The organism is Pedobacter yulinensis (assembly GCF_003029735.1).
Lineage (GTDB): Bacteria > Bacteroidota > Bacteroidia > Sphingobacteriales > Sphingobacteriaceae > Pedobacter > Pedobacter yulinensis.
Genome location: NZ_KZ686271.1, coordinates 147980 through 170771, shown reverse-complemented (window position 1 = coordinate 170771; position 22792 = coordinate 147980). Strand labels below are relative to the sequence as shown.

The following is a 22792-nucleotide window of genomic DNA, read 5'->3' as shown; positions in this document are numbered from 1 at the left end:
CTATATTTTTCAGACCGCACAATAGCCTGCGGCCCGGTCGTTAATGTGCTATTTCGAAGCGTACCCGCTTGTTTTTGATTTTTTCATTTCCTACCGATTGCAGCAATTTAGAAACTTTATTCCTTTTAATGGCAACAAATGACATTTGGTCTTTGACTTCGATCAGGCCGATATCTTCCCGGGACAGCCCGCCTTTACTGATAAAAAAACCGACCAGGTCAGTCTTACTCAGTTTATCTTTTTTTCCTGCCGACGCATAGACCGTTTCCCATTCGGGCGGCGGCAGGGGCGGCAGACTGCTGCGTTCGAGCGGCTCGGCCGCGACATCGATCCATTCAGGCAGTTCTGCGCCGGTGCAAACGAGGTAAACGGTGCCCGAAGCGCTCATCCTGGCTGTGCGCCCGTTGCGGTGTGTAAAAGCTTCGCGATTTACCGGCATCTGGTAGTGCACAACGGCACCAACTTCAGGAATATCGAGCCCCCGGGCTGCCAGGTCAGTCGTTACCAGGATGCGGACCGAGCCGTTTCTGAACCTGGCCAGGTTCAGTTCACGCTCCTGCTGTTCCAATTTTCCGTGAAAAATACCGTGGGGCACAGCAGCATCAATCAGCCATTCGCTTACCTTGACGGCCATTTCCCGGTGGTTTACAAAAACCAGGACTGGTTCACGGCCAATCAGGCACAGCAAATCATACAGTGCCTCCATCTTGTCTTCCGGCGCGGCCGAGACCAGGCGGTACTGCAGGTCTGGCTGAACGGCTGAGGCGGCCAAAAAGTTCAGAATGTGCCCGGAACGAAAACCCGCAAATGCGGGGATGTCACTCCCTGCCGTTGCAGAGGTCAGGAAACGCTGGCGCAAGTTGGGCAGGCTTGCGATTATAGCAGCCATTTCATCCCTGAAACCAAGCTCCAGCGACTTGTCAAATTCATCGAGTACAAGAGTGTGCAGGTTTTGGGCGTTGATGTGGCATTCGCGAAAATGAAAGGCAATACGCCCCGGTGTGCCAATGACCAGCGCCGGCGGTTCACGGAGGGTGTTTGTTTCGGTTGTGACGGCATGGCCGCCATAAAAAGCCGCCACCTTGTATCCTGTCTGCAGGCTGCGGAATACATCGGTGATCTGCAGGGCCAGCTCGCGCGAGGGCACAAGTACCAACGCCTGAACACCCGCCTGTTCCGGAGCGAGCAGCCTGATCAGCGGCAGCAGAAAACATAAGGTTTTCCCCGAGCCGGTCGGAGACAGCACGAGCAGGTCCTTGCCGCCCGGAAAGGCAGCGAGCGCCTGCTCCTGAAGGTTATTCAGTTTTTGAATGCCCAGCCGGGCGAGTGCTTCCTTAAACTCCATGAGCAAAGGTAGCAGTTTCTGTCATACCTCTCCTACCGCAGAAAATGACGGCTAAAGAATTTGCGGTAACGTTCCATGCGGTACAGCATCTGCCCCCTGCGGTTAAACCAACGTTTTAAACGCCGTACCGGCCTTGATACCCGTTCCTGGATCATCTCCGGAACTTCGTTCAACTGGTCTCTGAAATCGATATTCCCTCCTGCCCTGCTTTGTTGAAGCAAAAGCATTTCGTTATAAAGATGTGCTTCCATAGTATCAGATCTATATTTCTTTCTTTACAACGAGTGGTTGCCGGAAAAAGTTTGTGCGAACAAAAGAATCCATCATGTCATGATTTCTTTTCAGAAGAGGCAACATAATTGCGATAATGTTGTTACTACGAATATAATATGCCTCCCCTAATGGATACAATAAACAGACACACTTACAATACGGGAATTATAGGAAATTGCGCTTACCTCGCCCACATCAATCAAAATACGAATATCGACTGGCTCTGCTGGCCGCGTTTTGACAGCTCTTTTGTTTTCGGCGGCCTGCTCGACAAGCAGAAGGGCGGCGAGTTCTCCGTACTTCCTGACGAAGAATACTTCAGCACCCAGTATTACCTGGAAAATACCAATGTACTTTGTACAGAAATTACGACAGCAAGCGGAAAATACCGGGTCACCGATTTCGCCCCCAGGTTTCAGATGAATGAACGGTATTTTAAACCGCTTATGCTGATCAGAAAGATCGAGCCGCTTGCCGGTAACCCGCGTGTCTGTGTAACCTGCACACCGGTGGGCCGTTACGGTGAACACGCACTTAAAGCAGGCCGGGGCAGCAACCATATCGATTATTCGGGTGCTGACGAAAAAATCAGGCTCAGCACGACCATTTCGCTGACGTATATCCTCGATCAGAAACATTTTGTACTTAACGAAGACAAATACCTCATCCTCACGTTCGATCAGGAGTTCCATGCGCCGATCAGCAGCACGGCCGAACGTTTTCTGCAGGAGACCACCCGCTATTGGCGCAACTGGGTGAAACATTCTTCCATTGCCCACTTCTTCCAGCAGCACGTCATCCGCTCGTCGCTGGTTTTAAAGATACACCAGTATGAAGACACGGGGGCCATTATCGCCGCCAGCACAACCAGCCTTCCCGAATCGCCGGGCAGTACACGCAACTGGGATTACCGTTACTGCTGGATGCGCGATACCTATTATGTACTCACCTCGCTCAACCACATCGGGCATTTCGAGGAGATGGAAAAGTACTTTAATTACATTACCAACATCTCTTTTGACGACGAGATCCGCTACCAGCCGCTGTACGGCATTGGCGGCGAAAAAGAACTGGTAGAGCAACAGCTCGGCCACCTGGACGGCTACATGGGCAACCAACCCGTACGGATCGGCAACCAGGCATATGAACATATACAAAACGATATTTACGGACAGGTGCTTATTTCCATGCTGCCTCTTTACACCGATCACCGCTTTATTTTCGATGAGCGTAAAGACTCGCCGCGCTGGTTGAACTATTTGCTTGGCAAAATCGAAAATACGATTGACGAGAAGGACGCAGGGATCTGGGAGTTCCGCAACATAGCCAACCGGCACTGTTACACCAACCTGTTCCAATGGGCCGGAGCCAATGCTGCACTGAAAATGGCAAAAACCATTGGCAATAAGGATTTTGAAACACGCGCCCAGGCACTGATCGACAAAGCTGCGGGGTATATCGAAGCCTGTTATGATGCAGAGCGAAAAGTCTATACAAACGCCATCGGCAGCCCCTACCTGGACGCCAGCACGCTGCAGCTTATCATCATGAATTACCTGCCGCATGACTCACAGCGGGCCAAAGACCACCTGATCGCTCTTGAACAGCAACTAAAAACAGAAAACGGGCTGTTTTACAGGTACCTGCACGACGACGACTTTGGAAAACCAAAAGCCACGTTCCTCATTTGTGCGTTCTGGTACGTCGAAGCGCTGGCCTGTGTAGGCCGGGTCGAGGATGCCATCAGGGAATTTGAGTCGCTCCTGAAGTATGCCAACCACCTCAGGCTATTCAGCGAAGATGTTGACGAAAAGGACGGCAGTCAGTGGGGCAATTTCCCGCAGGCTTACAGCCATGTCGGGCTCATGAATGCTGCTTACCGGATTTCAATGAAACTGGACAAACCGATTTTCCTCTAGTTTACAGGAGTACGCCTTTCAGCACAAGCACTGCAACCGAAAAATAGATCAGGATCCCGGTAACATCGACCATGGTGGCCACAAAAGGCGCCGACGATGTTGCCGGGTCCAGGCGCAGCCGCTTCATGATGATCGGCATCATAGAGCCGATCAGGCTGCCCCAAAGTACGATCCCCAGCAGGGTAAAAAATATTGTTGTGGCAATCAGGAAAGCGTGTTCGCCATAATCATACAGGTGCAGGTTCTGCCACAGCAGGATGCGTACAAAACCGATCGTACCGAGAATGATGCCGAGCAGCAGGCCGGATACCAGTTCGCGGCGCATGACCTGCCACCAGGCGGAGATGGTCACCTCGCCCAGTGCCATGGCCTGGATGATCAGTGTAGAGGCCTGCGAACCACTGTTGCCGCCACTGCTCATGATCAGCGGAATAAATAACGACAGCACGATCGCTTTGTGAAGCTCCACTTCAAAATGTTGCATGGCGGTTGCGGTGAGCATTTCGCCCAGAAACAGCACGATCAGCCAGCCTGCACGTTTTTTTACCAGCCGGAGAATCGGGATATCTAGGTAGGGCTCATCGAGTGCCTCGGTACCCCCGATCTTTTGCATGTCTTCAGTATATTCCTCATTGGCAATCCAGAGAATATCGTCTACGGTAACGATACCCAGCAGTACATTGTGCTCATCGACCACAGGAAGCGCGACCCGGTTGTTCATCCTGAAAACATTGATGGCCTCTTCCTGCGGGGCATTTGCATCGAGCGCAATGAAGCGTGTATCCATGTGGTCGCTTATCCTCGATTCGGGATCTGCCAGGAGGATCTCCCTGATCCGGATGTCGTCGAGCAGGATGCCTTCTTTATCAATCACGTACACAACATCGATGGTTTCAGAATTTTTACCGTATCGCCTGATGTGGTTCAGCACCCGGGCAATTGTCCAGTCGGGCTTGACGGCAATGTAGTCGGGCGTCATGAGCCGGCCCACACTGTAATCTTCATAACCCAGCAGGTTCAGCGCCTCTTCGCGTTCATTTGCCGGCAACGATGCGATCATTTTTTTGACCTCGTCTGCTTTCAGTTCGGCGAACAGCGCTGTACGGTCATCGGGCGGCAAATCTTTAACGATCTGGTTGAGTTTGTTTCCGGAAAGCTTTTTAATGATACGTTCCTGTGTGGGAAAATCCAGGATGCGGAAAACATTGATGGCGCGGTTAAGGCTAAGGGTTTCAATAAAGCGGGCGGCATACTGCGGAAGTTCGTCGATGAGTTCCTCGACGTCAGAAATGTTCATTTCGTCAAGGTATCGCTTCAGGGCCCTGTCGTTGTCTCCATCGATCAGTGCCTGAATCTCATCTACTACATACGCTTCCATATTTTGCCCTCCTGATTTACATGATGATACCCTGAATTGTTTTTCGACTGCAAAAGTGAGCTTTTATTTTTAAAAAGCCAATGAACCCTTGTTTAGAACCCTATTTTTATTGTAGACCTGCGGGAAATATTTCGCACTTTTGTGTCCGGATCAGTGTGCTGAGCTTTGTGCAGTGGCCGGCAATAAATTTAGCCATCATGATAAACCGTTTAAAACTGCCGGTCAGGGAAACCGCAGTCCGTTTAACCCTCCTGCTTTTTGTATTTGGCACCATATACGGCTGTAAAGAAAACCCCGCAGAATGGAAAGCGAGCGAACAGGAAGCGATTGAAATTATCTCACGCGCCTTTCGCTCTGATAACGGCGGCCTGGCCATGCAGACCGGAATGGCGATCGTGCTTTCGGCCAGCCAGGCAAAGGCGGCCAACTGCGGCTTGAAGCAGGATACTGTTCTTAAGGCACGGGCTACCGGTGCAGACGGCACACATGGATACGACCTAAACTGGAGCCGGCAACTTACCTGCAGCAGCAGCCGTGTACCGCTTAAATTTGATCACAGCTTCAACGGGACAACGCTGTTCGAGGGGCCTAATTTAACTGCCGACGGGCAGGTTTCAGGCACCGCCACCGTGCTGGGCCTTGATGCCGCAAGCCGGGAGTACACGCTGAGTCAACGCATCGAGCAAAAGGGTACACAGCGGATCCGGGCCAGCCAAACCCTCCTGCTGAACAGCGTGCTGAATATGGAGACCACAAATATCCGCATTAGCAAACTAAGCGGACAAATACTGGACGGTACTGGCCGCCTGACGGTTAACGGCAGCACGGCAACCGGCAATAAATTCAGCTACAGCGGTTCGCTCAGATTTACGGGCGGCAACACTGCCACCCTCACATTTGACGGCGGCGGTTCGCACAGCCTGAGCTGGTAACTGTTCCGTTGCGGGTGAATTGCCCGACATGCAGTTTGAGTGTCACCGGCAGTTAAAAAATATCCTGAAACATGCGTAAACAACCTGCTGAAGGTATTTTCATCAAATTTTCGTTGTAACGATCTGCAATTTTATATATTTGCACGCCTGCTTCCGTAGTTCAATGGATAGAATGTCAGATTCCGGTTCTGATGATAGGGGTTCGAATCCCTTCGGGAGCACAAGAAAGAGCGCGTCAGTAACAATGCGCTCTTTTTTATGCCTTAAAATTCCCGGCTGTTCTGCCAGTTGCTTTCCACTCCCAAACATGGCTATGATTCCACGCTCCATTTAAACCGGACATCGCTCTGCGTTGCCAGATTTCAGGATAAAAATCAAACATTCATGGGCAAACGCTGTTTGGCATTAAAACTTAAAATATGACCAGAAAATTTACACTGCTTATCCTGCTCGCCTTGGGAACCCTGGCCTTCGGATGCAAGAAAGACGACATTGCCAACAACAAAGACCGCCTGATCGGGCAGTGGGCAGTTGAAAATTATGTACAGATTGAATACCTGAACGACAAGGAGACTGACCGGTCTGAGGATAATAACGAGGATCTCGTTTTTGATTTTGCTGCCAATGGCGGCGGCCGCGTGGTGTACGGAGGCGACGACGAAACGCCGCTTTCCTGGGTACTTGCCGAAGAACACATCACCATGAAGTTTGACGGGCAGACTTACCTTTTCGCCATCAGGACTCTAAACGATACAGACCTTACACTTGTTAGCGAGGAAAGCCGCACCACATCTCAGGGTGTGCGCAAAGATGTGCTGGAACTTTATCTGCGGAAACGTTAAGTCAGAACTTGCTCAAAGCCGGTTTTCAAAGACCGGCTTCGCGCAACATGGCTTTGAATGATTGACCTGAAAAGGCTTTTTCAGGCTTCCATTCCGGTTCTTTTTTCATCATCAGGTCAGTTTGCTGCTGTTTCCCCAACATAAAAACATGCCGGTCAAACGTCGAAAACCCGTTTTTCTCATAAAAACGGATGGCCCGCGCATTGTGTTCCCAGACACCCAGCCAGACAAATTCAGGCCTGATATGCGCTGCAATCTTCAGTGTATGGTCCATCAATCGGGAGGCCAGCGACCTGCCCTGGTACGCAGCAGCAACATAAATACGCTCAATTTCGAGCGCATACTGTTCTTTCAGCTCTGTCTGTGCTTCGCCGAGATTCAGCTTCATGTAGCCCGCCAGGTCCGTGCCTGCTAAAGCGAGGTAAAATACAGAATCAGGAGCTTCCAGTTCATTGCGCCACCGCTCCTGCGTAAATGCCTGCTCCATGTAAGCGCGCATATCTGCTTCATCGTTCTGTACAATAAATGTCGAGTAAAATATATCCCGCGCAAATTCAAGCAGCATATCGAGGTCTGCCAGTTCTGCCGGTCTGAGTGTAATATCCATCTTATCTTGTTTAATATATGCCTATAAATTTTTGCGTCCCCAGTCTGACAGGAGGTTTAACACGGGGAGCAACTCTTTGCTGCGTTCTGTCAGTTCGTACTCCACCCGTGGCGGCACCTCGGGATGCACAATGCGGGCAACCAATCTGTCGTGTTCCAGTTCCCGCAGCTGTTTGACCAGCATGCGTTCAGAAACCTGGGGTATCCCGTTTCGCAGTTCACTGTACCGCTGCCGCCCTTCGGCAAGGCTGTACAGGATTGCAGGCTTCCAGCGGCCGCCAACCATACTCAGTGCATTGACCATTCCACAGTTTCGGTTTAAGATAGATCGGTTTAAACTGTTTGTTGACGTCTCTTTTCGCATTTCTTCCCCTTTTGTAAGTACCTAACAATTTGATCAGTACTTACAAAAGTAGGAATTGGCCGGTATTTTTGAGTATGAAAACACTTGAAAACAAAATTGCACTGGTTACCGGCGGAAGCCGTGGTATCGGTGCCGGCATAGCGCTTCGTCTGGCTCAGGGAGGCGCAGATGTTGCCATTACTTACCTGCGTTCGGCCGAAGCGGCAGAAACGCAGGCAGCTACATTCCGCGAGCTTGGCGTCCGCGCACTGGCTGTTCAGGCAGACAGCGGCGACCCTGCTTCGATCCGCGCCGCGATCGGCAGGGTGACCGCCGACCTCGGCCGTATCGACATCCTGGTCAACAACGCCGGCATTGCTTTTTATGATGACTTTCAGCAGCTGAGCATTGAGCAGTTCGATCAGATCTCGGCTGTGAACATGCGCGGGGTATTTGTTGCATCGCAGGCAGCCGTTGATGCGATGCCTGCCGGCGGACGGATCATCCACATTGGCAGCTGCCAGGCCAACCGCATGCCCCATGCCGGCGGGTCGCTGTACGCCATGAGCAAAAGCGCCCTGATCGGGCTGACCAAAGGCATGGCAAGAGACCTGGGTCCGCGAAAGATCACAGTGAACGTGGTGCATCCTGGTCCGATTGATACCGATATGAATCCTGCCAGCGGCACCATGGCCGGCGGCCAGATCCAGCTGATGGCGCTCGACCATTTCGGATCTGCCGCAGACATCGGGGCACTCGTTGCTTTTCTTGCTGGTCCGGAAAGCGCCTATATTACCGGCGCCGAGTTCACAATAGACGGCGGCACCAACTGCTAAGAACAGCCGGCCACTGCATTTGTACAGGCCTGTGGTGGCCGGCCTGTTTTTAACCGTCTTTTCTTATCTTCGGCTATGAATAACTTCTACAAGAATTATAGCGGTATCATCCTCCTGCTGGGCGGTATCATACTGGGAAGTATAGCCGGCCTTGTCTTTGGCAAGGATGTGGTGGCGCTGAAACCCATTGGAGACATCTTCCTGAACCTGCTTTTTACTGCCGTTATTCCGCTGGTATTCTTTTCTGTGGCTTCAGCAATTGCAGGCATCAGCAAGACAAACAAGCTGAGCCGTATGATGGGCATTATGGTCATCGTGTTCCTGGCTACGGTGTTGATTTCGGCCTTTTTGACCATTATGGCCGTCAGGCTTTTCCCCATCCACGAGCAGCTGCAGGCGCTTAAAATAACTGAAAAGATCGAAGACAAACCGCTGGCAGATCAGCTTACCCAACTGTTCACAACTGATGAGTTTTACCAGTTGTTATCCCGCCGGAGTATGCTGGCCATGATTATTTTCTCCGTTCTGATCGGTTTTGCCACGCTGCGCGCGCGCGAAAAGGCAAGTGGTTTTGTCAGGTTTCTGAACGAGGGGAACGAAGTCTTCAAACACGTATTTATCCTGATCATGAAATTGGGCCCGATCGGGCTGGGTGCCTATTTTGCCTACCAGGTTGGCGTTTTCGGACCGCAGCTATTCGGCGCCTACGCCAAATCGCTCGGCCTGTATTACGGCTTCGGTATTTTTTATTTTTTCGCCCTGTTCAGCGTTTACGCATTTGTGGCAGGCGGCATACGCGGCTTTAAACGCTACTGGGCTAACAACATCATTCCATCGGCTACTGCAATTGGCACCTGCAGCAGCATTGCCAACATTCCGGCCAACCTGAATGCCGCAAAAAAAATCGGTGTACCTGATTACATCACCAATGTAACCATTCCGCTGGGTGCAACCCTGCATAAAGATGGCTCCAGCATTTCTTCCATTGTCAAAATGGCCGTGGTCTTTGCCCTTTTTGGTCGTGATTTCAACAGTGCTGACGCCATTCTACTGGCGCTGGGTATGACCGTGTTGGTGAGTATTGTGGAGGGCGGGATTCCCAATGGCGGTTATGTCGGCGAATTGCTGTTCATCTCTGCCTACGGCTTTCCGCCGGAAGCCCTTCCACCGGCCATGATCATCGGCACACTTGTAGATCCGCTTGCCACGCTGCTCAACTCGACCGGCGATACAGTTGCGGCCATGTTGGTGGCACGCTTCTCTGAAGGAAAAAACTGGATGGACGTCAAAGAAGCGGCATAAAAAATCCCCTTCGTTTTGAAGGGGATCTGGTCTATTGTGCGCTAAGTTCGGCGTAGTACCGGTGAAAAAGCGGCAGGGTTTCAATGCCCTTGTAATAGTTGAATATGTCGTACTTTTCGTTCGGCGAATGGAGCGCATCGCTGTCCAGGCCAAAGCCGAGCAGCACCGTTTTGATCCCGAGCACCTCTTCAAAAAGCGCCACAATCGGAATGCTGCCGCCACCGCGGGTAGGGATCGCTTGTTTTCCAAAGGCTGTTTCAATTGCTTTCTCAGCTGCGCGGTAGGCGATGCTGTCTGTAGGCGTTACGACCGGCTCCCCGCCATGGTGCGGCCTGACCTGTACCGTGACGCCGGCAGGCGCAATGCTTTCAAAATGACGTGTAAAGATTGCCGTAATTTCTTCTGAACTCTGGTGCGGAACCAGGCGCATCGATATCTTGGCGTAGGCCTTTGACGGCAGAACGGTTTTGGCCCCTTCGCCAATATAACCGCCCCAGATTCCGTTTACTTCCAGTGTAGGGCGTGTACCGGTACGCTCAAGCGTCGAATACCCTTGCTCTCCCCAGACCTCGGCAATGTCCAGGTCTTTCTTGTATTCCTCTTCATCGTAAGGCGCTGCATTCAGCGCATCGCGCTCGTCTTGCGAAAGCTCAGCCACCTTATCGTAAAATTCAGGAATGGTGATGTGGTTTTCCTCATCATGCAGACTGGCGATCATTTTGCACAACATGGTGATCGGGTTGGCTACCGCACCGCCGTACACACCCGAATGCAGGTCTCGATTCGGCCCGGTAACCTCCACTTCAAGGTAAGCCAGGCCACGAAGGCCTGTTTCGATCGAGGGATGCTCCATACTGATCATCGATGTATCAGAAATGAGTACCACATCTGCTTTTAAACGTTCCTGGTTCGCCCTGACAAAAATTCCCAGGTTGGCAGACCCAACCTCTTCCTCGCCTTCGATCATAAATTTAACGTTGCAGGCCAGCGTTCCTGTCTGCATCATCAGTTCGAATGCTTTTACATGCATGTAAAACTGTCCTTTATCATCGCAGGCACCGCGGGCATAGATCTTGCCGTCACGAACGGTCGGCTCAAACGGCGGCGTATGCCACAGTTCGAGCGGATCGGGCGGCTGCACATCATAATGGCCGTAAATCAGGACCGTAGGCAATGCAGGGTCAATGATCTTTTCTCCATACACGATCGGATAACCCGCAGTTTCACAGATCTCTACCTGATCGGCGCCGGCCTCGCGAAGTTTCTGAGCCACATAGTCGGCGGTTTTAAGCACCTCTGCCTTGTATTTGGGGTCAGCACTGACCGATTGAAAACGAAGCAGTTCAAACAGCTCATCCAGGAATCGCTGCTTGTTGTCTTCGATATATTTTTTAATTGCTTGCATAACAATTCTGTTTTGGACAAATATAGGTTTTGCCGGGCAAGGGATGAAAGGCAGCGATCATAAAAGACATTTTTGCACAGTCTGCTGCCTGCCTGTTAAAAATAAAATATTCTGATATCTTTGCAGATACCTCAGAAAGAGCAAAAGATACCGGCTGAAGATGACGATTAAAGTTTTAACGCTAAGCATTATTCTTTCCCTGTTGTCTTCTTTTTATGCCGCCGCTCAAACCACTCCGGCAAGCTGTCCTGAAGCTGCACAGTTTTACGCAAAAGACAGCATCAATGTGGTAACCTTCGGCGCCAGTACAGTGCAGGGTATTAACGGGTTTAACTTTCAATCTTACCTGGAACAGCATTTTTTGCGGTGTTACGCAGGCAAGAGCATCAACATTACCAATGAGGGGATCAGCGGACAAACGACCGCTCAGGGCCTGGCGCGCCTGGACCAGGCCATTGCCAACCGCACCGGTTTTATATTCATTATGATGGGTGCTAACGATGCCCTGCAAATTGCCGGCGGCAGGGGAACGACAGCCGAGACCATCGCGAACATGCGGCAGATCATTGAACGCTGCCTGCGTGCAGGGCTGGTACCGGTAATCGGAACGCTGCAGAATTTCGACGACCGCAACAGCGGCTTCAATGCGCGGGTCAACGTACACGTACGTACCCTGAATACCGCTTACCGCAACCTGGCCAGGGAATACAAAATTTACCTGGCCGATATCAATATTGTGCTGCGCCGCGATTTTTCCCTGTACCAGGATGCCATCCACCCAAACGCACGCGGGTACCGGCTCATCAGTTTTATCATTTTCGATGCCATTAACCGGGCCATTTCTGAGCGTTTCCTGGCCTTTACGGTTACACAGAATTATCCGAACCCCGCAAACGACATCACGCGGATCGACCTGGTCCTGCCAGAAGCCGACAAAGTTTTGATCCGCATTTATGACCTGCATGGCCGTGTGGTACGCACCGTTCTGAACGAATACCTGAACAACGGCAAACACACCCTTGAAGTCAATGTAAGTACGCTGCAGCCGGCCGTTTATATTTTTCGGGTCACCACAGAATCAGGTGTGCACCAGGCTGTAAAAAAATTCATTGTCGTGCATTAGTTTTACACAAATCGCCGGGTTTAGGCCTTATTTTCGTAATTTTGCAGTCCAATTTTTTTGCATTTTGAATTACCTAGAAGGACTTAATCCACAACAGAGGGCAGCAGTAGAAAATACGATCGGGCCGGTTATGATCGTTGCAGGTGCGGGATCGGGTAAAACGCGTGTAATTACCTACCGGGTAGCGCACCTGATCCGTACAGGGACCGATCCGTTCAACATCCTTGTACTGACCTTTACGAACAAGGCAGCGAAAGAGATGCGCGAGCGAATCACCAAAGTTGTAGGCGCCGAGGCCAAAAACATCTGGATGGGCACCTTCCACTCTGTATTTGCAAAGATTCTTCGTGTAGAAGCCGACAAGATCGGCTACCCTTCTAACTTTACGATATACGATACCGACGACAGCAAAAGCTTAATCCGCGCCATCCTGAAAGAAATGCAGCTGGATGATAAACTGTACAATGCAAACTTTGTTTACAACCGCATTTCTTCTGCAAAGAACAACCTGATATCGGTTTCAGAGTATATAAACAATGACCAGATCCAGGCCGAAGACGCCTCGAACAAACGCCCCATGCTCGGTCAGATCTATGAAACCTACACCAAACGTTGTTTCAAGGCCGGGGCAATGGATTTTGACGACTTGCTTTTCAAGACGAATGTGCTGCTGAAAAACCACCCCGATGTACTGAACAAGTACCAGCAAAAATTCCGGTACCTGATGGTTGATGAGTACCAGGATACGAACTTTTCACAATACACCATCGTTAAAAAACTGGCGGCAGCATACCAGAACATCTGTGTGGTGGGCGATGATGCCCAGAGTATCTATGCTTTCCGAGGTGCAAACATCCAGAATATCCTGAATTTCGAGCGCGACTATCCGGATCTCAAGGTGTATAAACTTGAGCAGAATTACCGCTCCACCCAGAACATTGTTGAGGTGGCCAACAGCATCATTGCAAACAACAAGAACCAGCTCGAAAAGAACGTTTTTTCAGACAACGAACCCGGAGACAGGATCAAAGTGCAGCGGGCCTTTACCGACAATGAGGAAGGCAAACTTGTTGCCGAGGCCATTGTTCAGGAACGCAGCCTGAAGGGCTTGCTATTTCACGATTTCGCCATACTTTACCGCACCAACGCCCAGTCCAGGGCCATGGAGGAGGCCCTGCGTAAACTCAATGTTCCTTACAAGATTTACGGCGGTCTTTCCTTCTATCAGCGTAAGGAGATCAAGGACCTGATTGCCTATTTCAGGCTTACATTTAACCCGAGTGATGAGGAGGCCCTGAAAAGGGTGATCAATTATCCCAAGCGGGGAATTGGCGACACCTCGGTAGACCGGATTGTTGTGGCCGCAGACCAGCATGACAAGACCATGTGGGAGGTGATCTGTCACCCGCACATGTACCTGGAAGGCCGGGTGGCCGCACCACTCAAAGATTTTGCTACCCTGATCCAGAGTTTCCAGGCCGAAGCAAAAAAGAATGATGCCTACGAAACAGCCCTTTATATAGCCCAGCATACCGGCATTCTGAAAGAACTCTATAACGACGACAGCATTGAAGGGCGCGCACGTTACGAGAATATCCAGGAGCTGCTGAACGGCATCAAGGAATTTGCCGAACGCGAAGATATCGAAGACAAGGGCCTGGCTGTCTTCATGCAGGATGTCGCCCTCCTAACCAACGACGACAACGAAAAAGACAAGAACCGCGACACCGTATCGCTTATGACGATCCACTCGGCAAAAGGGCTAGAATTTAAAAACGTATTTGTGGTCGGACTCGAAGAAAACCTTTTCCCTTCGCAGCTGTCGCTCAGCTCACGGACCGACCTGGAAGAAGAACGCCGCCTGTTTTACGTTGCCATTACGCGTGCCGAGAAAAAGCTGACGCTGACCTATGCAACATCAAGATACCGCTGGGGCACGTTGACCACCTGCGAGCCAAGCCGCTTCATCAATGAGATCAATCCCCGGTACCTGGAGCTGGACATGAAGCCTGCAAAAAGCAGCCTGCTTGAAGGGAATTTTGATGATGAACGCCGCACCTGGACTTCTTCGCCGCAGCGCGAAGTTTTCAGCAAACCCAAATCTGCCACCGCACCCAAAACCACGTCGATTCTGCCAAAGGCGCACATTCCTACTCCAGGTTTTGCCCCCGACCAGCCATCTGCTTTCCAGACCGGCATGGAAGTTGAGCACGAGAAATTCGGATTCGGGAAGATCATTAACCTGGAAGGAAGCCTGCCAGACGTGAAGGCAACGGTGTTTTTCCCGGGGCTGGGCAACAAACAGCTGCTGCTGAAGTTTGCCAAACTGATGATCAAAAAAGATTAGCCCTCGCTGATTTGTTCGCTGCCGGTAAGTTGTTATATTTGTCTGGCTGATCAGTTGAAGCAGCCGGCAATTCCCGCCGGTATCGCTGTCTTTTCTCAAGAAATTATCAGCAGCAAAATTACTTACCCTTAAAATTAAGGCAGTTTCGTGCTGTCTGCACATAAACAATGAATTTCGATTACAATACCACGCGCAGCCACCTGATATTATCTGAGTATGGCCGCAACGTTCAAAACATGGTGAAATATATTTGCGAACTTCCCACCATAGAAGAACGCAATAGATACGCCCAGGCAGTTATCGACCTGATGGGATTTTTAAATCCGCATCTTCGGGATGTGGCCGATTTCAAACACAAACTTTGGGATCACCTGCATATCATTTCCGGTTACAAGATCGATGTAGACAGTCCGTACCCCAAGCCCCTGCCCGAAAATGAAAACATCAGGCCGGACCACATAGGTTACCCGCAGCAGCGCATCACTTATAAGCATTATGGCAAAACAGTCGAAACCCTGATCGAACGCGCCAGGGAAATTGACGATCCGGAGCGCAAGGCAGCGATGGTTCAGAGCATTGCCAATTTTATGAAAATGGCTTATGTAACCTGGAACAAGGACAATGTATCTGATGAAACCATCCTGAAAGACCTGCACGACCTTTCTGGAGGCAACCTGCAGCTGCAGGAAAATGTGAATCTGAATAAAGTGGAATTCAGACCGGTTAATCCGCGCCAAAACAACAACAACCAGAATCAAAACCGCCGCCAGAACAACAACCAGAATAACGGCAACAACAAGAACCGGCAAAACAACAACCAGAACCGCCAGCGCAGTAACAACAACAACAACAATAATAATAACAACAATAAACAAAGACACTAGGCCTCAGCATGAATGCATTTGAAATTACCGGCGGTGTAAAGCTTAAAGGCGAGATTACCCCGCAAGGCGCGAAAAACGAAGCGCTGCAGATCATCTCGGCTGTTTTGCTGACCGCAGAGAAAGTAACCATCAGCAACATCCCCGATATTAAGGACGTCAATAAACTGATCGAACTCCTCGGCGACCTCGGCGTTGTTGTTGAACGCATATCGAAAGATACCTACAGCTTCGAGGCACGAAACATTGACCTGAATTTTTTCCAGTCTGAAACGTTCAAAGCAAAAGGCGGCGGCCTGCGCGGCTCGATCATGATTGTCGGGCCCTTGCTGGCGCGGTTTGGCAAAGCAGCCATTCCCAAACCGGGGGGCGATAAGATCGGTCGCCGGCGACTGGACACCCATTTTCTCGGCTTTGAGAAACTGGGCGCCAAATTTGTTTACGACACAAAAGAGGAATTTTTCAATGTCGATGCCACCAACTTAAAAGGCACCTACATTCTACTTGATGAAGCTTCAGTGACCGGAACAGCCAATATCGTGATGGCCGCTGTGCTGGCAAAAGGCACAACAACCATTTACAATGCGGCCTGCGAGCCTTATTTGCAGCAGCTTTGCAAAATGCTGAACCGGATGGGTGCAAAGATCTCTGGCATTGGTTCAAACCTGTTAACCATTGAAGGAGTAACTAAGCTTGGCGGAACCGAACACCGCATGCTGCCAGACATGATCGAGATCGGGTCTTTTATCGGCCTGGCCGCCATGACAGAGTCCGAAATAACAATTAAAAATGTCTGCTACAACGAACTGGGCGTCATACCAAACGTTTTCAAACGCCTGGGCATCCAGTTCGAACTGCGCGGCGACGATATTTACATCCCCTCTCAAAAAAATTACGTCATCGATACGTTTATTGACGGGTCGATCCTGACCATCGCCGATGCGCCCTGGCCCGGCTTTACGCCCGACCTGCTGAGCATTGTGCTGGTCGTTGCCACACAAGCCCGCGGTTCGGTACTGATACACCAGAAAATGTTTGAAAGCCGCTTATTTTTTGTCGACAAGCTGATTGATATGGGCGCACAGATCATACTTTGCGACCCGCACCGTGCAACCGTGAACGGGATTGATAAAAAATATAAGCTGCGCGGCATCAGCATGACCTCGCCCGATATCCGGGCGGGCGTATCGCTGCTTATTGCAGCCCTGTCGGCCGAAGGCAAATCAACCATATTTAACATTGAACAGATCGAGCGTGGCTACCAGGATATTGACACCCGCCTGCGGGCGCTGGGAGCCAAGATCAGACGGGTAGACGCCGCCGGTCCGGGACATTAGAATGGCCTGATCATAAAAAGGAAGCTTCACAGGCTTCCTTTTTTGTTTACAGGAGAAACCCTATTTTTAGGAAAACTATCCTCTTCATGAAACGAAAAGAATTTCTCGGAATTACCTTGCCGGCCATTCTGCTGCTTGCAAACGGCGATGTGCTGCGTGCTTATGGTCATTCCGGGCAAAAGGTTAAACTGCGTTTTGCCGTTGCCTCAGACGGGCACTACGGCCAGCCAGGAACTCCCTTTGAGCAAAACTTCGCCGACATTGTCTCGCATATTAACGCTGCGCATAAAAAAACGCCTTTCGCATTTTGTCTCATCAATGGAGACATTATCCACAACGACAAGAACCTTTATCCAGCGGTAAAGAAAGCACTATCAGGACTCCGGCCAAAAATGTATGTAAGCCAGGGAAATCACGACCATGTAAATGCTGCAGAATGGAACGATGTCTGGGGCATGCCGGTCAACTACGATTTTGTGATCGGCGATACAGCGTTCATAGTCGGGACAACCTCAAATGAGAAAGGCGAATACATTTGCCCGGATCTGACCTGGTTTGCAGAAAAGCTGGAACAGCACAGGAGCAAAAAAAATCTTTTTGTATTTGTACACATTAATCCTGCTAAGCTCACCGTGCACGGGATTAACTGTCCGGATTTTTTAGAACTGCTTTCCCGTTATCCCAACCTGCGCTGCATTTTTAACGGTCATGACCATGACGAAGAAGGCATAAAAACGCGGGATAACCTCAAATTCGTATTTGATGCACACTTTGGGGGCGACTGGGGAACAAACTACAAGGGATTCCGGATTGTCGAACTGCTTCAAGACGACACCGTACGCACCTGGATCATGAACCCGGCAAAAGCGCTGGCTGCGGCGGAGATCAGGTAAAAAGACTATTCAGCAGTCAACCACCCGTATAAAAGTAAAATAGCCGGAGGCATTCCCCTCCGGCTATTTCGTGTTCAGATCACGCTGATATGGCATTAATGATGTCGTACTGCGTTATAATTTCGATTTCTCCGGCTTCGTCCTCCACGAGCACCGCCGCATTTTCTTTATTAATGAGTGCCGAAATCTTGTCGATCGATGTGTTCAGGTCGACGAACGGGAATCCTGCGGTCATGATTTCATGGATTGGAGCCGATTTAAGTCCGGGCCGTTCCAGCAACGCGTTGAGGATATCGCTCTCGGCAATTTTGCCCACAACCATGCCCTGCTGTGTTACCGGGATCTGCGAGATATTCAGCGATTTCATGGTATTGATCGCTTCAAAAACCGATTTTTCAGAATCGATCGTAATGATTTCTTTCTGCTCTTTTTTCTGAAGAATAGTTTTTGCCGTCAGCTTTTCATCTTTGAGAAAACCACGTTCGCGCAGCCAGTCTTCGTTGTACATTTTGCCCATATAACGGCTGCCATGGTCGTGAAAGATAACAACGACAACGTCTTCCGGTTTCAGCAGGTGTTTGAGCTGCAGCAAACCGGCTACTGCAGCGCCGGCAGAATTGCCGATAAAAATTCCTTCTTTGCGGGCAATGTCGCGGGTGGTCAGGGCTGCATCTTTATCAGTCACTTTTTCAAACAAGTCGATCACGTCGAAGTTAACATTGGCGGGTAAAAAATCTTCTCCAATGCCTTCGGTGATATAGGGGTAAATCTCGTTTTTATCAAATATGCCTGTTTCCTTGTATTTCTTAAAAACAGAACCATACGTGTCAATACCCCAGATTTGAATACCCGGATTTTTTTCTTTCAGGTACTTCCCGGTGCCAGAAATGGTACCGCCAGTTCCCACACCTACAACCAGGTGTGTGATTTTGCCTTCGGTTTGTTCCCATATTTCCGGACCGGTCTGTTCGTAGTGTGCCTGAGAATTTGCAAGGTTGTCATATTGATTCGGCTTCCAGGAGTTGGGTACTTCGCGTTCCAGCCGAGACGAGACCGAATAGTACGACCGTGGGTCTTCGGGCTCAACATTAGTGGGGCAAACGATTACTTCTGCACCAAAGGCCCGTAAGGCATCGACTTTTTCTTTTGATTGTTTATCTGTTGTGGTAAAGATGCACTTGTAACCCTTAATGATCGCCGCCATTGCCAGGCCCATTCCGGTATTGCCAGAGGTTCCTTCTATTATGGTGCCGCCCGGTTTGAGCTTACCGCTCTTTTCAGCATCTTCGATCATCTTAACGGCCATGCGGTCCTTGATCGAATTGCCCGGATTGGTCGTTTCAATTTTAGCCAGGATGGTGCCAGGCACGCCCTTGGTAATCGTGTTTAGTTTAACCAGTGGCGTATTGCCAATGGTTTCAAGAATATTGCTGTACCACATCTTACAAAATTAGGCAATCTATGCAAGTATTCTAAGAATAACTTTCAGTTCAGAATTTTATTTTGTCTACGGCACTGAGTGAAAATTTTATACTAATAACTAGTAATAACGTAGATCATATATACTAATAATTTGCCTGCGCTCGGAAGGGATCAGGCCAGCCTGTAGCTTTTTCCAGGCAGTGCAATCAGGATCCCCTGTAGTTCGAGATTGAGCAACAGCACCGAAAGCCGGCTCTGCGGCATATTCAGGTGGCAGCACAGGGCATCGACAGATAGCGGACCTTCGCTGAGGCATTCGGTTACAAGGCGTTCTTCGTCGGTTAAAGCCAGCGGCAGGCTGATTTGCGTGGCGCAGACCTGCTCCTTGCTGCCCCAGTTCAGCGCTTGGATGAGATCTGCTGCGCTGCTGATCAGTGCTGCCCTGTTGCTTTTGATCAGGAAATTACAACCCTCAGAAAACTCATCAGAGGCACGGCCGGGAAAAGCAAACACATCTCGGCTGTAAGAGTTAGCCAGATCTGCTGTGATCAGTGCCCCGCCTTTTTTGGAAGCCTCGACGACAACAACAGCATCTGCCATGCCGGCAATGATCCGGTTTCTCATGGGAAAATTGCTCCGGTCTGGAAGCGTACCCGTTGGAAACTCAGTAAGCAGCCCCCCGGCACATGCCATTTTCCTTGAAAGATCAAGATGGCTTCTGGGATAAAGCGTATCAAGGCCGTGCCCCAGCACGCCTACGGTTGGAATACCCTGCAATACACTGGTGCGGTGCACGGCCGCATCTACTCCGTACGCCAGCCCGCTGATGGTGACGACACCGTAGCCGCCAAGATCGGCGACCAGTTGCTCACACAACCGCTGACCATAACTGGTCATTTTGCGCGTTCCTACAATGGCGACCAGCCTGGGGGCATTCAGATCGGCTGTGCCTTTGTAATAGAGTAAAGGCGGCGCATCGCAGCAGTTCATGAGCCGCCCCGGGTAGTCACGGTCTCCATAGAACAACACCTCGACCTGGTGCCGCTCGATGAATTTAAGCTCTTCTTCTGCGCGCTTCATGATGACCGGATCTTTCAAACCAGACACAATTCTTTGGTGTATACCCGGAATGCCAAGCAACTGCCCTGAAGAAGCACGAAAGACTGCCTCTGCAGTACCGCAGTGCCTGATCAGTGCTTTCGTGCTGACCGGCCCGATATAAGGAGTAAAACCTAAAGCCAACTGGTGTAACATACATCAAATTAACTATTAACGAAATTTAAAAACCAATATACAAATTAAATAATAATAATTAAATTAATATTTATTTAAAGAATATTTCCTATGCTTTCTTTCAAATTAGTCAACAAATCAAGCAGTCACGTCCCAATCCCAGCTAAAAAAAAATTGAATAACTATAAAAATAGTTTGCAAACTATAAAAATAGTAATACCTTTAGTAAAACATCACAAATTCATGAAAGAACTAACGAAAGCAGAGGAGCAGGTCATGCTTATTTTATGGGAAATGGGCGAAGCGCTTGTTAAGGATATCCTGGAACGCATGCCTGAACCAAAACCTGCTTACAATACCGTATCAACAGTGGTCAGGGTATTGGAAGGGAAAGGGTTTGTAGACCACAAAGCAATCGGCAATACGCACATCTATTTTCCGGTGGTGAGCGAGGCCAAGTACAAACACTTTGCTTTCGATAAAGTCATGAACAACTACTTCGAAAACTCGTACGAAAGCCTTGTGTCCTTCCTGGTAAAGGAAAAAAACCTCAATCCGGGAGAACTGGATGAGCTGATTCGTCTCGCTGAACAACTTAAAAACACACGCTGATGGAAGCCCTGACCTATTTGCTGGAGGTGAATCTCTATATCAGCGCGTTTTACGGTTTTTACCGACTGGCCCTGCACGGGCAGACATTTTACAGCCTCAACCGGTTGTACCTGCTATCAACAGTCATGTTTTCTTTTGTTCTGCCCTTCTTTCAGGCAGGGAGGTTACCGGCTTTACTCAGCGGTCAGCAGGACGTTGCGACCTACATGATTTTGGATGCCCCGGTTGCCGCAGCCAGCACCGAAAATGGATGGTATGACGGTTGGTCGGGTCAGGCCCTCTGGCTCGTGTACATGGCAGGTCTATGCCTTTTCGCCGTAAAACTGATCCTTTCCCTTTACAAGATCGCTCAGCTGGGTAGAAACAAGCGCAATTGCTACCGGAAAGGCGTCCGGATTGTGGAGCTGGACGACACGAAACATCCCGGGTTTTCATTTTTCAATACCTTATTTATATCGGCCCAGGCCCCGAACCGCGAAACCATCATCAGGCATGAACTGGTACACATCAGGCGAAAACATAGTTATGATGTGGTATTTTTTGAATGTGTCAGGATTGCCTGTTGGTTCAATCCCTGTGTCTACCTCCTGTGCCGCGACATGAGGCTGCTGCATGAATTTGAGGCCGATGAAAGGACTGCTCCTTCAGACAAGCGATACGACTATGCCCTTTTCCTGATAAAAAGCACGTACGGGCTTCCTGATTTTCAACTCACCAATCACATATTCAATCAATCAATATTAAAAAGGAGAATCAACATGTTAAACAAAAAACAGAGCAGCGGCAGCGCCCGCTTCCGGTACCTGCTTGCCGTACCCATCGGCCTGTCCCTGCTTGTCGTCTCGACGACGGCATTCACGAACGCGGGCTACAAAAAAGTCGACCTCGCACCTGCCGAGCCCATGAAGATCCGCATGATGTCGCAGGACACGGTGAAAACAATTCGGTTATCCGGACCTAATCAACCCGGGCGAAAGAATTTTTTCATTAACTATGTTAAAGGAGCTGATGGGAAACCTCACCCGACAGATAAGCGGTTAATCGTTCTGAACGGCAAACCGCTCAAGACTGGCGAGACCGGGGGTGTCATAAATGCTTCGCAAGTCCAGACACTGAGTGCTGCCGAGGCGACCAGGCGATTTGGCGACAAAGGACAATATGGCGCCGTAGTCATCAGCGGTGAAAACGCCCGGGTACTTGGCTACCCTGTTGCCCCTCCACCCGCTCCGGCACCTCCGGCAAAAAGCAAAATGCGTTTTCCGCCACCGCCACCCGCTGAGCCAAAATCGGCAGCGCAAGGGCGTACAGTGCGCTTTCCTGCACCCAAAGCAGGCCCGGAATCGAAAAGTAAACCGCTTCCACCCCCACCTCCTGCGGCTCCTGCCCCACCAAAAAGCGTAGATTTTGATGCGGCCAAAGTTGATGCCGGTCAGTTGACCGATCCGGAATTTCGTGCAAAAACCATAGCCTCGCAAGACCAGGCACCTAGATATTCCATCACCATCACGCCGGCCGAGGCCAAGGCCCGTCGCGAGGCCGCAAATAATACGGCGCAGGTTGAAAAGGCCAGCGCAGACCAACCGGCGCGCAGCCAATCTACTCTAAAAGAAGTGGTTATAGTCGGTCATGGTGCGGGCGGACCCGGTGCGAAACCGGCGAAAGCCGTTCGTCCGCGCAGCCAGTCGGATTTGAAGCCGGTAACCGTCACCGGTTACTCTGGCAAGAATTAATAAGCCCATGCGATAACAGAAGAACTCCCGCCA

At 50.2% G+C, this 22792-nt stretch carries 20 protein-coding genes and 1 tRNA gene; 13 read left to right on the top strand and 8 right to left on the bottom strand.

The features are described 5' to 3' along the window. Positions 1-40: 40 nt before the first annotated feature. Positions 41-1345, bottom strand: coding sequence for a DEAD/DEAH box helicase (locus C7T94_RS17545; protein WP_107217080.1), 1305 nt, complete (start codon positions 1343-1345; stop codon positions 41-43). 32 nt (positions 1346-1377) lie between these two features. Beyond that, the gene (locus C7T94_RS17540; RefSeq protein ID WP_107217078.1) at positions 1378-1596 is read right to left on the bottom strand and encodes a hypothetical protein; all 219 of its coding nucleotides are present in this window, start codon (positions 1594-1596) and stop codon (positions 1378-1380) included. Between the two features lie 150 nt (positions 1597-1746). Between C7T94_RS17540 and C7T94_RS17535 the strand changes: the two genes are divergently transcribed. Next, positions 1747-3537, top strand: a complete 1791-nt coding sequence (locus C7T94_RS17535) for a glycoside hydrolase family 15 protein (protein WP_107217076.1) — start codon at positions 1747-1749, stop codon at positions 3535-3537. Between the two features lies 1 nt (position 3538). Here the strand turns inward: C7T94_RS17535 and mgtE are convergent, their stop codons facing one another. Further along, on the bottom strand, positions 3539-4915 hold the full coding sequence (gene mgtE / locus C7T94_RS17530; protein WP_107217074.1) for a magnesium transporter: 1377 nt from the start codon (positions 4913-4915) through the stop codon (positions 3539-3541). Positions 4916-5112: 197 nt separating this feature from the next. On the opposite strand from mgtE, the gene C7T94_RS17525 reads away from it, so the two are divergent. From C7T94_RS17525 to C7T94_RS17515, 3 genes are all read left to right on the top strand, one after another. After that, positions 5113-5847: a hypothetical protein gene (locus C7T94_RS17525; protein WP_107217072.1), complete on the top strand. Its 735-nt coding sequence runs from the start codon at positions 5113-5115 to the stop codon at positions 5845-5847. 149 nt (positions 5848-5996) lie between these two features. After that, positions 5997-6068, top strand: a tRNA-Arg gene (locus C7T94_RS17520). Positions 6069-6266: 198 nt separating this feature from the next. After that, on the top strand, positions 6267-6689 hold the full coding sequence (locus C7T94_RS17515; protein ID WP_107217070.1) for a hypothetical protein: 423 nt from the start codon (positions 6267-6269) through the stop codon (positions 6687-6689). 25 nt (positions 6690-6714) lie between these two features. Here the strand turns inward: C7T94_RS17515 and C7T94_RS17510 are convergent, their stop codons facing one another. Next, positions 6715-7296, bottom strand: coding sequence for a GNAT family N-acetyltransferase (locus tag C7T94_RS17510; protein ID WP_107217068.1), 582 nt, complete (start codon positions 7294-7296; stop codon positions 6715-6717). Between the two features lie 21 nt (positions 7297-7317). Further along, a complete protein-coding gene (locus C7T94_RS17505; protein ID WP_239495061.1) occupies positions 7318-7599 on the bottom strand; it encodes a winged helix-turn-helix transcriptional regulator in 282 nt (93 codons plus the stop codon). Between the two features lie 134 nt (positions 7600-7733). On the opposite strand from C7T94_RS17505, the gene C7T94_RS17500 reads away from it, so the two are divergent. Both C7T94_RS17500 and C7T94_RS17495 read left to right on the top strand, forming a co-directional pair. Beyond that, positions 7734-8474, top strand: coding sequence for a 3-oxoacyl-ACP reductase family protein (locus C7T94_RS17500; protein ID WP_107217064.1), 741 nt, complete (start codon positions 7734-7736; stop codon positions 8472-8474). A 75-nt stretch (positions 8475-8549) separates the two neighbouring features. Continuing rightward, positions 8550-9776: a dicarboxylate/amino acid:cation symporter gene (locus C7T94_RS17495; protein WP_107217062.1), complete on the top strand. Its 1227-nt coding sequence runs from the start codon at positions 8550-8552 to the stop codon at positions 9774-9776. A gap of 31 nt (positions 9777-9807) precedes the next feature. Here C7T94_RS17495 and C7T94_RS17490 read toward each other — a convergent pair whose 3' ends face one another. After that, positions 9808-11181, bottom strand: coding sequence for a dipeptidase (locus tag C7T94_RS17490; protein ID WP_107217060.1), 1374 nt, complete (start codon positions 11179-11181; stop codon positions 9808-9810). A gap of 160 nt (positions 11182-11341) precedes the next feature. On the opposite strand from C7T94_RS17490, the gene C7T94_RS17485 reads away from it, so the two are divergent. The 5 genes from C7T94_RS17485 to C7T94_RS17465 all read left to right on the top strand — a co-directional run bounded on the left by C7T94_RS17485 (position 11342) and on the right by C7T94_RS17465 (position 17762). After that, positions 11342-12304 (top strand): GDSL-type esterase/lipase family protein, encoded by a 963-nt coding sequence (locus tag C7T94_RS17485; protein WP_107217058.1) that lies wholly within the window; start codon positions 11342-11344, stop codon positions 12302-12304. 64 nt (positions 12305-12368) lie between these two features. Beyond that, a complete protein-coding gene (locus C7T94_RS17480) occupies positions 12369-14651 on the top strand; it encodes an ATP-dependent helicase (RefSeq protein WP_107217056.1) in 2283 nt (760 codons plus the stop codon). Between the two features lie 167 nt (positions 14652-14818). Beyond that, positions 14819-15535 carry a DUF4290 domain-containing protein gene (locus C7T94_RS17475; RefSeq protein ID WP_107217054.1) on the top strand — a complete coding sequence of 239 codons (717 nt, stop codon included), beginning with the start codon at positions 14819-14821 and terminating at the stop codon, positions 15533-15535. A gap of 8 nt (positions 15536-15543) precedes the next feature. After that, positions 15544-16869, top strand: coding sequence for a UDP-N-acetylglucosamine 1-carboxyvinyltransferase (gene murA / locus C7T94_RS17470; protein ID WP_107217052.1), 1326 nt, complete (start codon positions 15544-15546; stop codon positions 16867-16869). 86 nt (positions 16870-16955) lie between these two features. Then, positions 16956-17762: a metallophosphoesterase family protein gene (locus C7T94_RS17465; RefSeq protein WP_107217050.1), complete on the top strand. Its 807-nt coding sequence runs from the start codon at positions 16956-16958 to the stop codon at positions 17760-17762. A gap of 79 nt (positions 17763-17841) precedes the next feature. Here the strand turns inward: C7T94_RS17465 and C7T94_RS17460 are convergent, their stop codons facing one another. Together C7T94_RS17460 and dprA are read right to left on the bottom strand one after the other, a co-directional pair. Then, a complete protein-coding gene (locus C7T94_RS17460) occupies positions 17842-19203 on the bottom strand; it encodes a pyridoxal-phosphate dependent enzyme (RefSeq protein ID WP_107217048.1) in 1362 nt (453 codons plus the stop codon). A gap of 152 nt (positions 19204-19355) precedes the next feature. Then, positions 19356-20438: a DNA-processing protein DprA gene (gene dprA, locus C7T94_RS17455; RefSeq protein ID WP_107217046.1), complete on the bottom strand. Its 1083-nt coding sequence runs from the start codon at positions 20436-20438 to the stop codon at positions 19356-19358. Between the two features lie 222 nt (positions 20439-20660). Between dprA and C7T94_RS17450 the strand changes: the two genes are divergently transcribed. Both C7T94_RS17450 and C7T94_RS17445 read left to right on the top strand, forming a co-directional pair. Continuing rightward, positions 20661-21029 carry a BlaI/MecI/CopY family transcriptional regulator gene (locus tag C7T94_RS17450; protein WP_107217044.1) on the top strand — a complete coding sequence of 123 codons (369 nt, stop codon included), beginning with the start codon at positions 20661-20663 and terminating at the stop codon, positions 21027-21029. Further along, complete coding sequence (locus tag C7T94_RS17445; protein WP_107217042.1) at positions 21029-22759, top strand: M56 family metallopeptidase; 1731 nt, start codon at positions 21029-21031, stop codon at positions 22757-22759. Before C7T94_RS17450 ends, C7T94_RS17445 begins: the two co-directional genes overlap by 1 nt. Positions 22760-22792: the final 33 nt, after the last annotated feature.

Bases quoted from the DNA above. Each gene is read 5' to 3' on its own strand.
- C7T94_RS17485 (WP_107217058.1), top strand. From the start codon at position 11,342: ATGACGATTAAAGTTTTAACGCTAAGCATTATTCTTTCCCTGTTGTCT.
- murA (WP_107217052.1), top strand. From the start codon at position 15,544: ATGAATGCATTTGAAATTACCGGCGGTGTAAAGCTTAAAGGCGAGATT.
- C7T94_RS17510 (WP_107217068.1), bottom strand. From the start codon at position 7,296: ATGGATATTACACTCAGACCGGCAGAACTGGCAGACCTCGATATGCTG.
- C7T94_RS17450 (WP_107217044.1), top strand. From the start codon at position 20,661: ATGAAAGAACTAACGAAAGCAGAGGAGCAGGTCATGCTTATTTTATGG.
- C7T94_RS17500 (WP_107217064.1), top strand. From the start codon at position 7,734: ATGAAAACACTTGAAAACAAAATTGCACTGGTTACCGGCGGAAGCCGT.
- C7T94_RS17495 (WP_107217062.1), top strand. From the start codon at position 8,550: ATGAATAACTTCTACAAGAATTATAGCGGTATCATCCTCCTGCTGGGC.
- C7T94_RS17515 (WP_107217070.1), top strand. From the start codon at position 6,267: ATGACCAGAAAATTTACACTGCTTATCCTGCTCGCCTTGGGAACCCTG.
- C7T94_RS17535 (WP_107217076.1), top strand. From the start codon at position 1,747: ATGGATACAATAAACAGACACACTTACAATACGGGAATTATAGGAAAT.
- C7T94_RS17545 (WP_107217080.1), bottom strand. From the start codon at position 1,345: ATGGAGTTTAAGGAAGCACTCGCCCGGCTGGGCATTCAAAAACTGAAT.
- dprA (WP_107217046.1), bottom strand. From the start codon at position 20,438: ATGTTACACCAGTTGGCTTTAGGTTTTACTCCTTATATCGGGCCGGTC.
- mgtE (WP_107217074.1), bottom strand. From the start codon at position 4,915: ATGGAAGCGTATGTAGTAGATGAGATTCAGGCACTGATCGATGGAGAC.
- C7T94_RS17445 (WP_107217042.1), top strand. From the start codon at position 21,029: ATGGAAGCCCTGACCTATTTGCTGGAGGTGAATCTCTATATCAGCGCG.
- C7T94_RS17475 (WP_107217054.1), top strand. From the start codon at position 14,819: ATGAATTTCGATTACAATACCACGCGCAGCCACCTGATATTATCTGAG.
- C7T94_RS17525 (WP_107217072.1), top strand. From the start codon at position 5,113: ATGATAAACCGTTTAAAACTGCCGGTCAGGGAAACCGCAGTCCGTTTA.
- C7T94_RS17505 (WP_239495061.1), bottom strand. From the start codon at position 7,599: ATGGTCAATGCACTGAGTATGGTTGGCGGCCGCTGGAAGCCTGCAATC.
- C7T94_RS17465 (WP_107217050.1), top strand. From the start codon at position 16,956: ATGAAACGAAAAGAATTTCTCGGAATTACCTTGCCGGCCATTCTGCTG.
- C7T94_RS17540 (WP_107217078.1), bottom strand. From the start codon at position 1,596: ATGGAAGCACATCTTTATAACGAAATGCTTTTGCTTCAACAAAGCAGG.
- C7T94_RS17460 (WP_107217048.1), bottom strand. From the start codon at position 19,203: ATGTGGTACAGCAATATTCTTGAAACCATTGGCAATACGCCACTGGTT.
- C7T94_RS17490 (WP_107217060.1), bottom strand. From the start codon at position 11,181: ATGCAAGCAATTAAAAAATATATCGAAGACAACAAGCAGCGATTCCTG.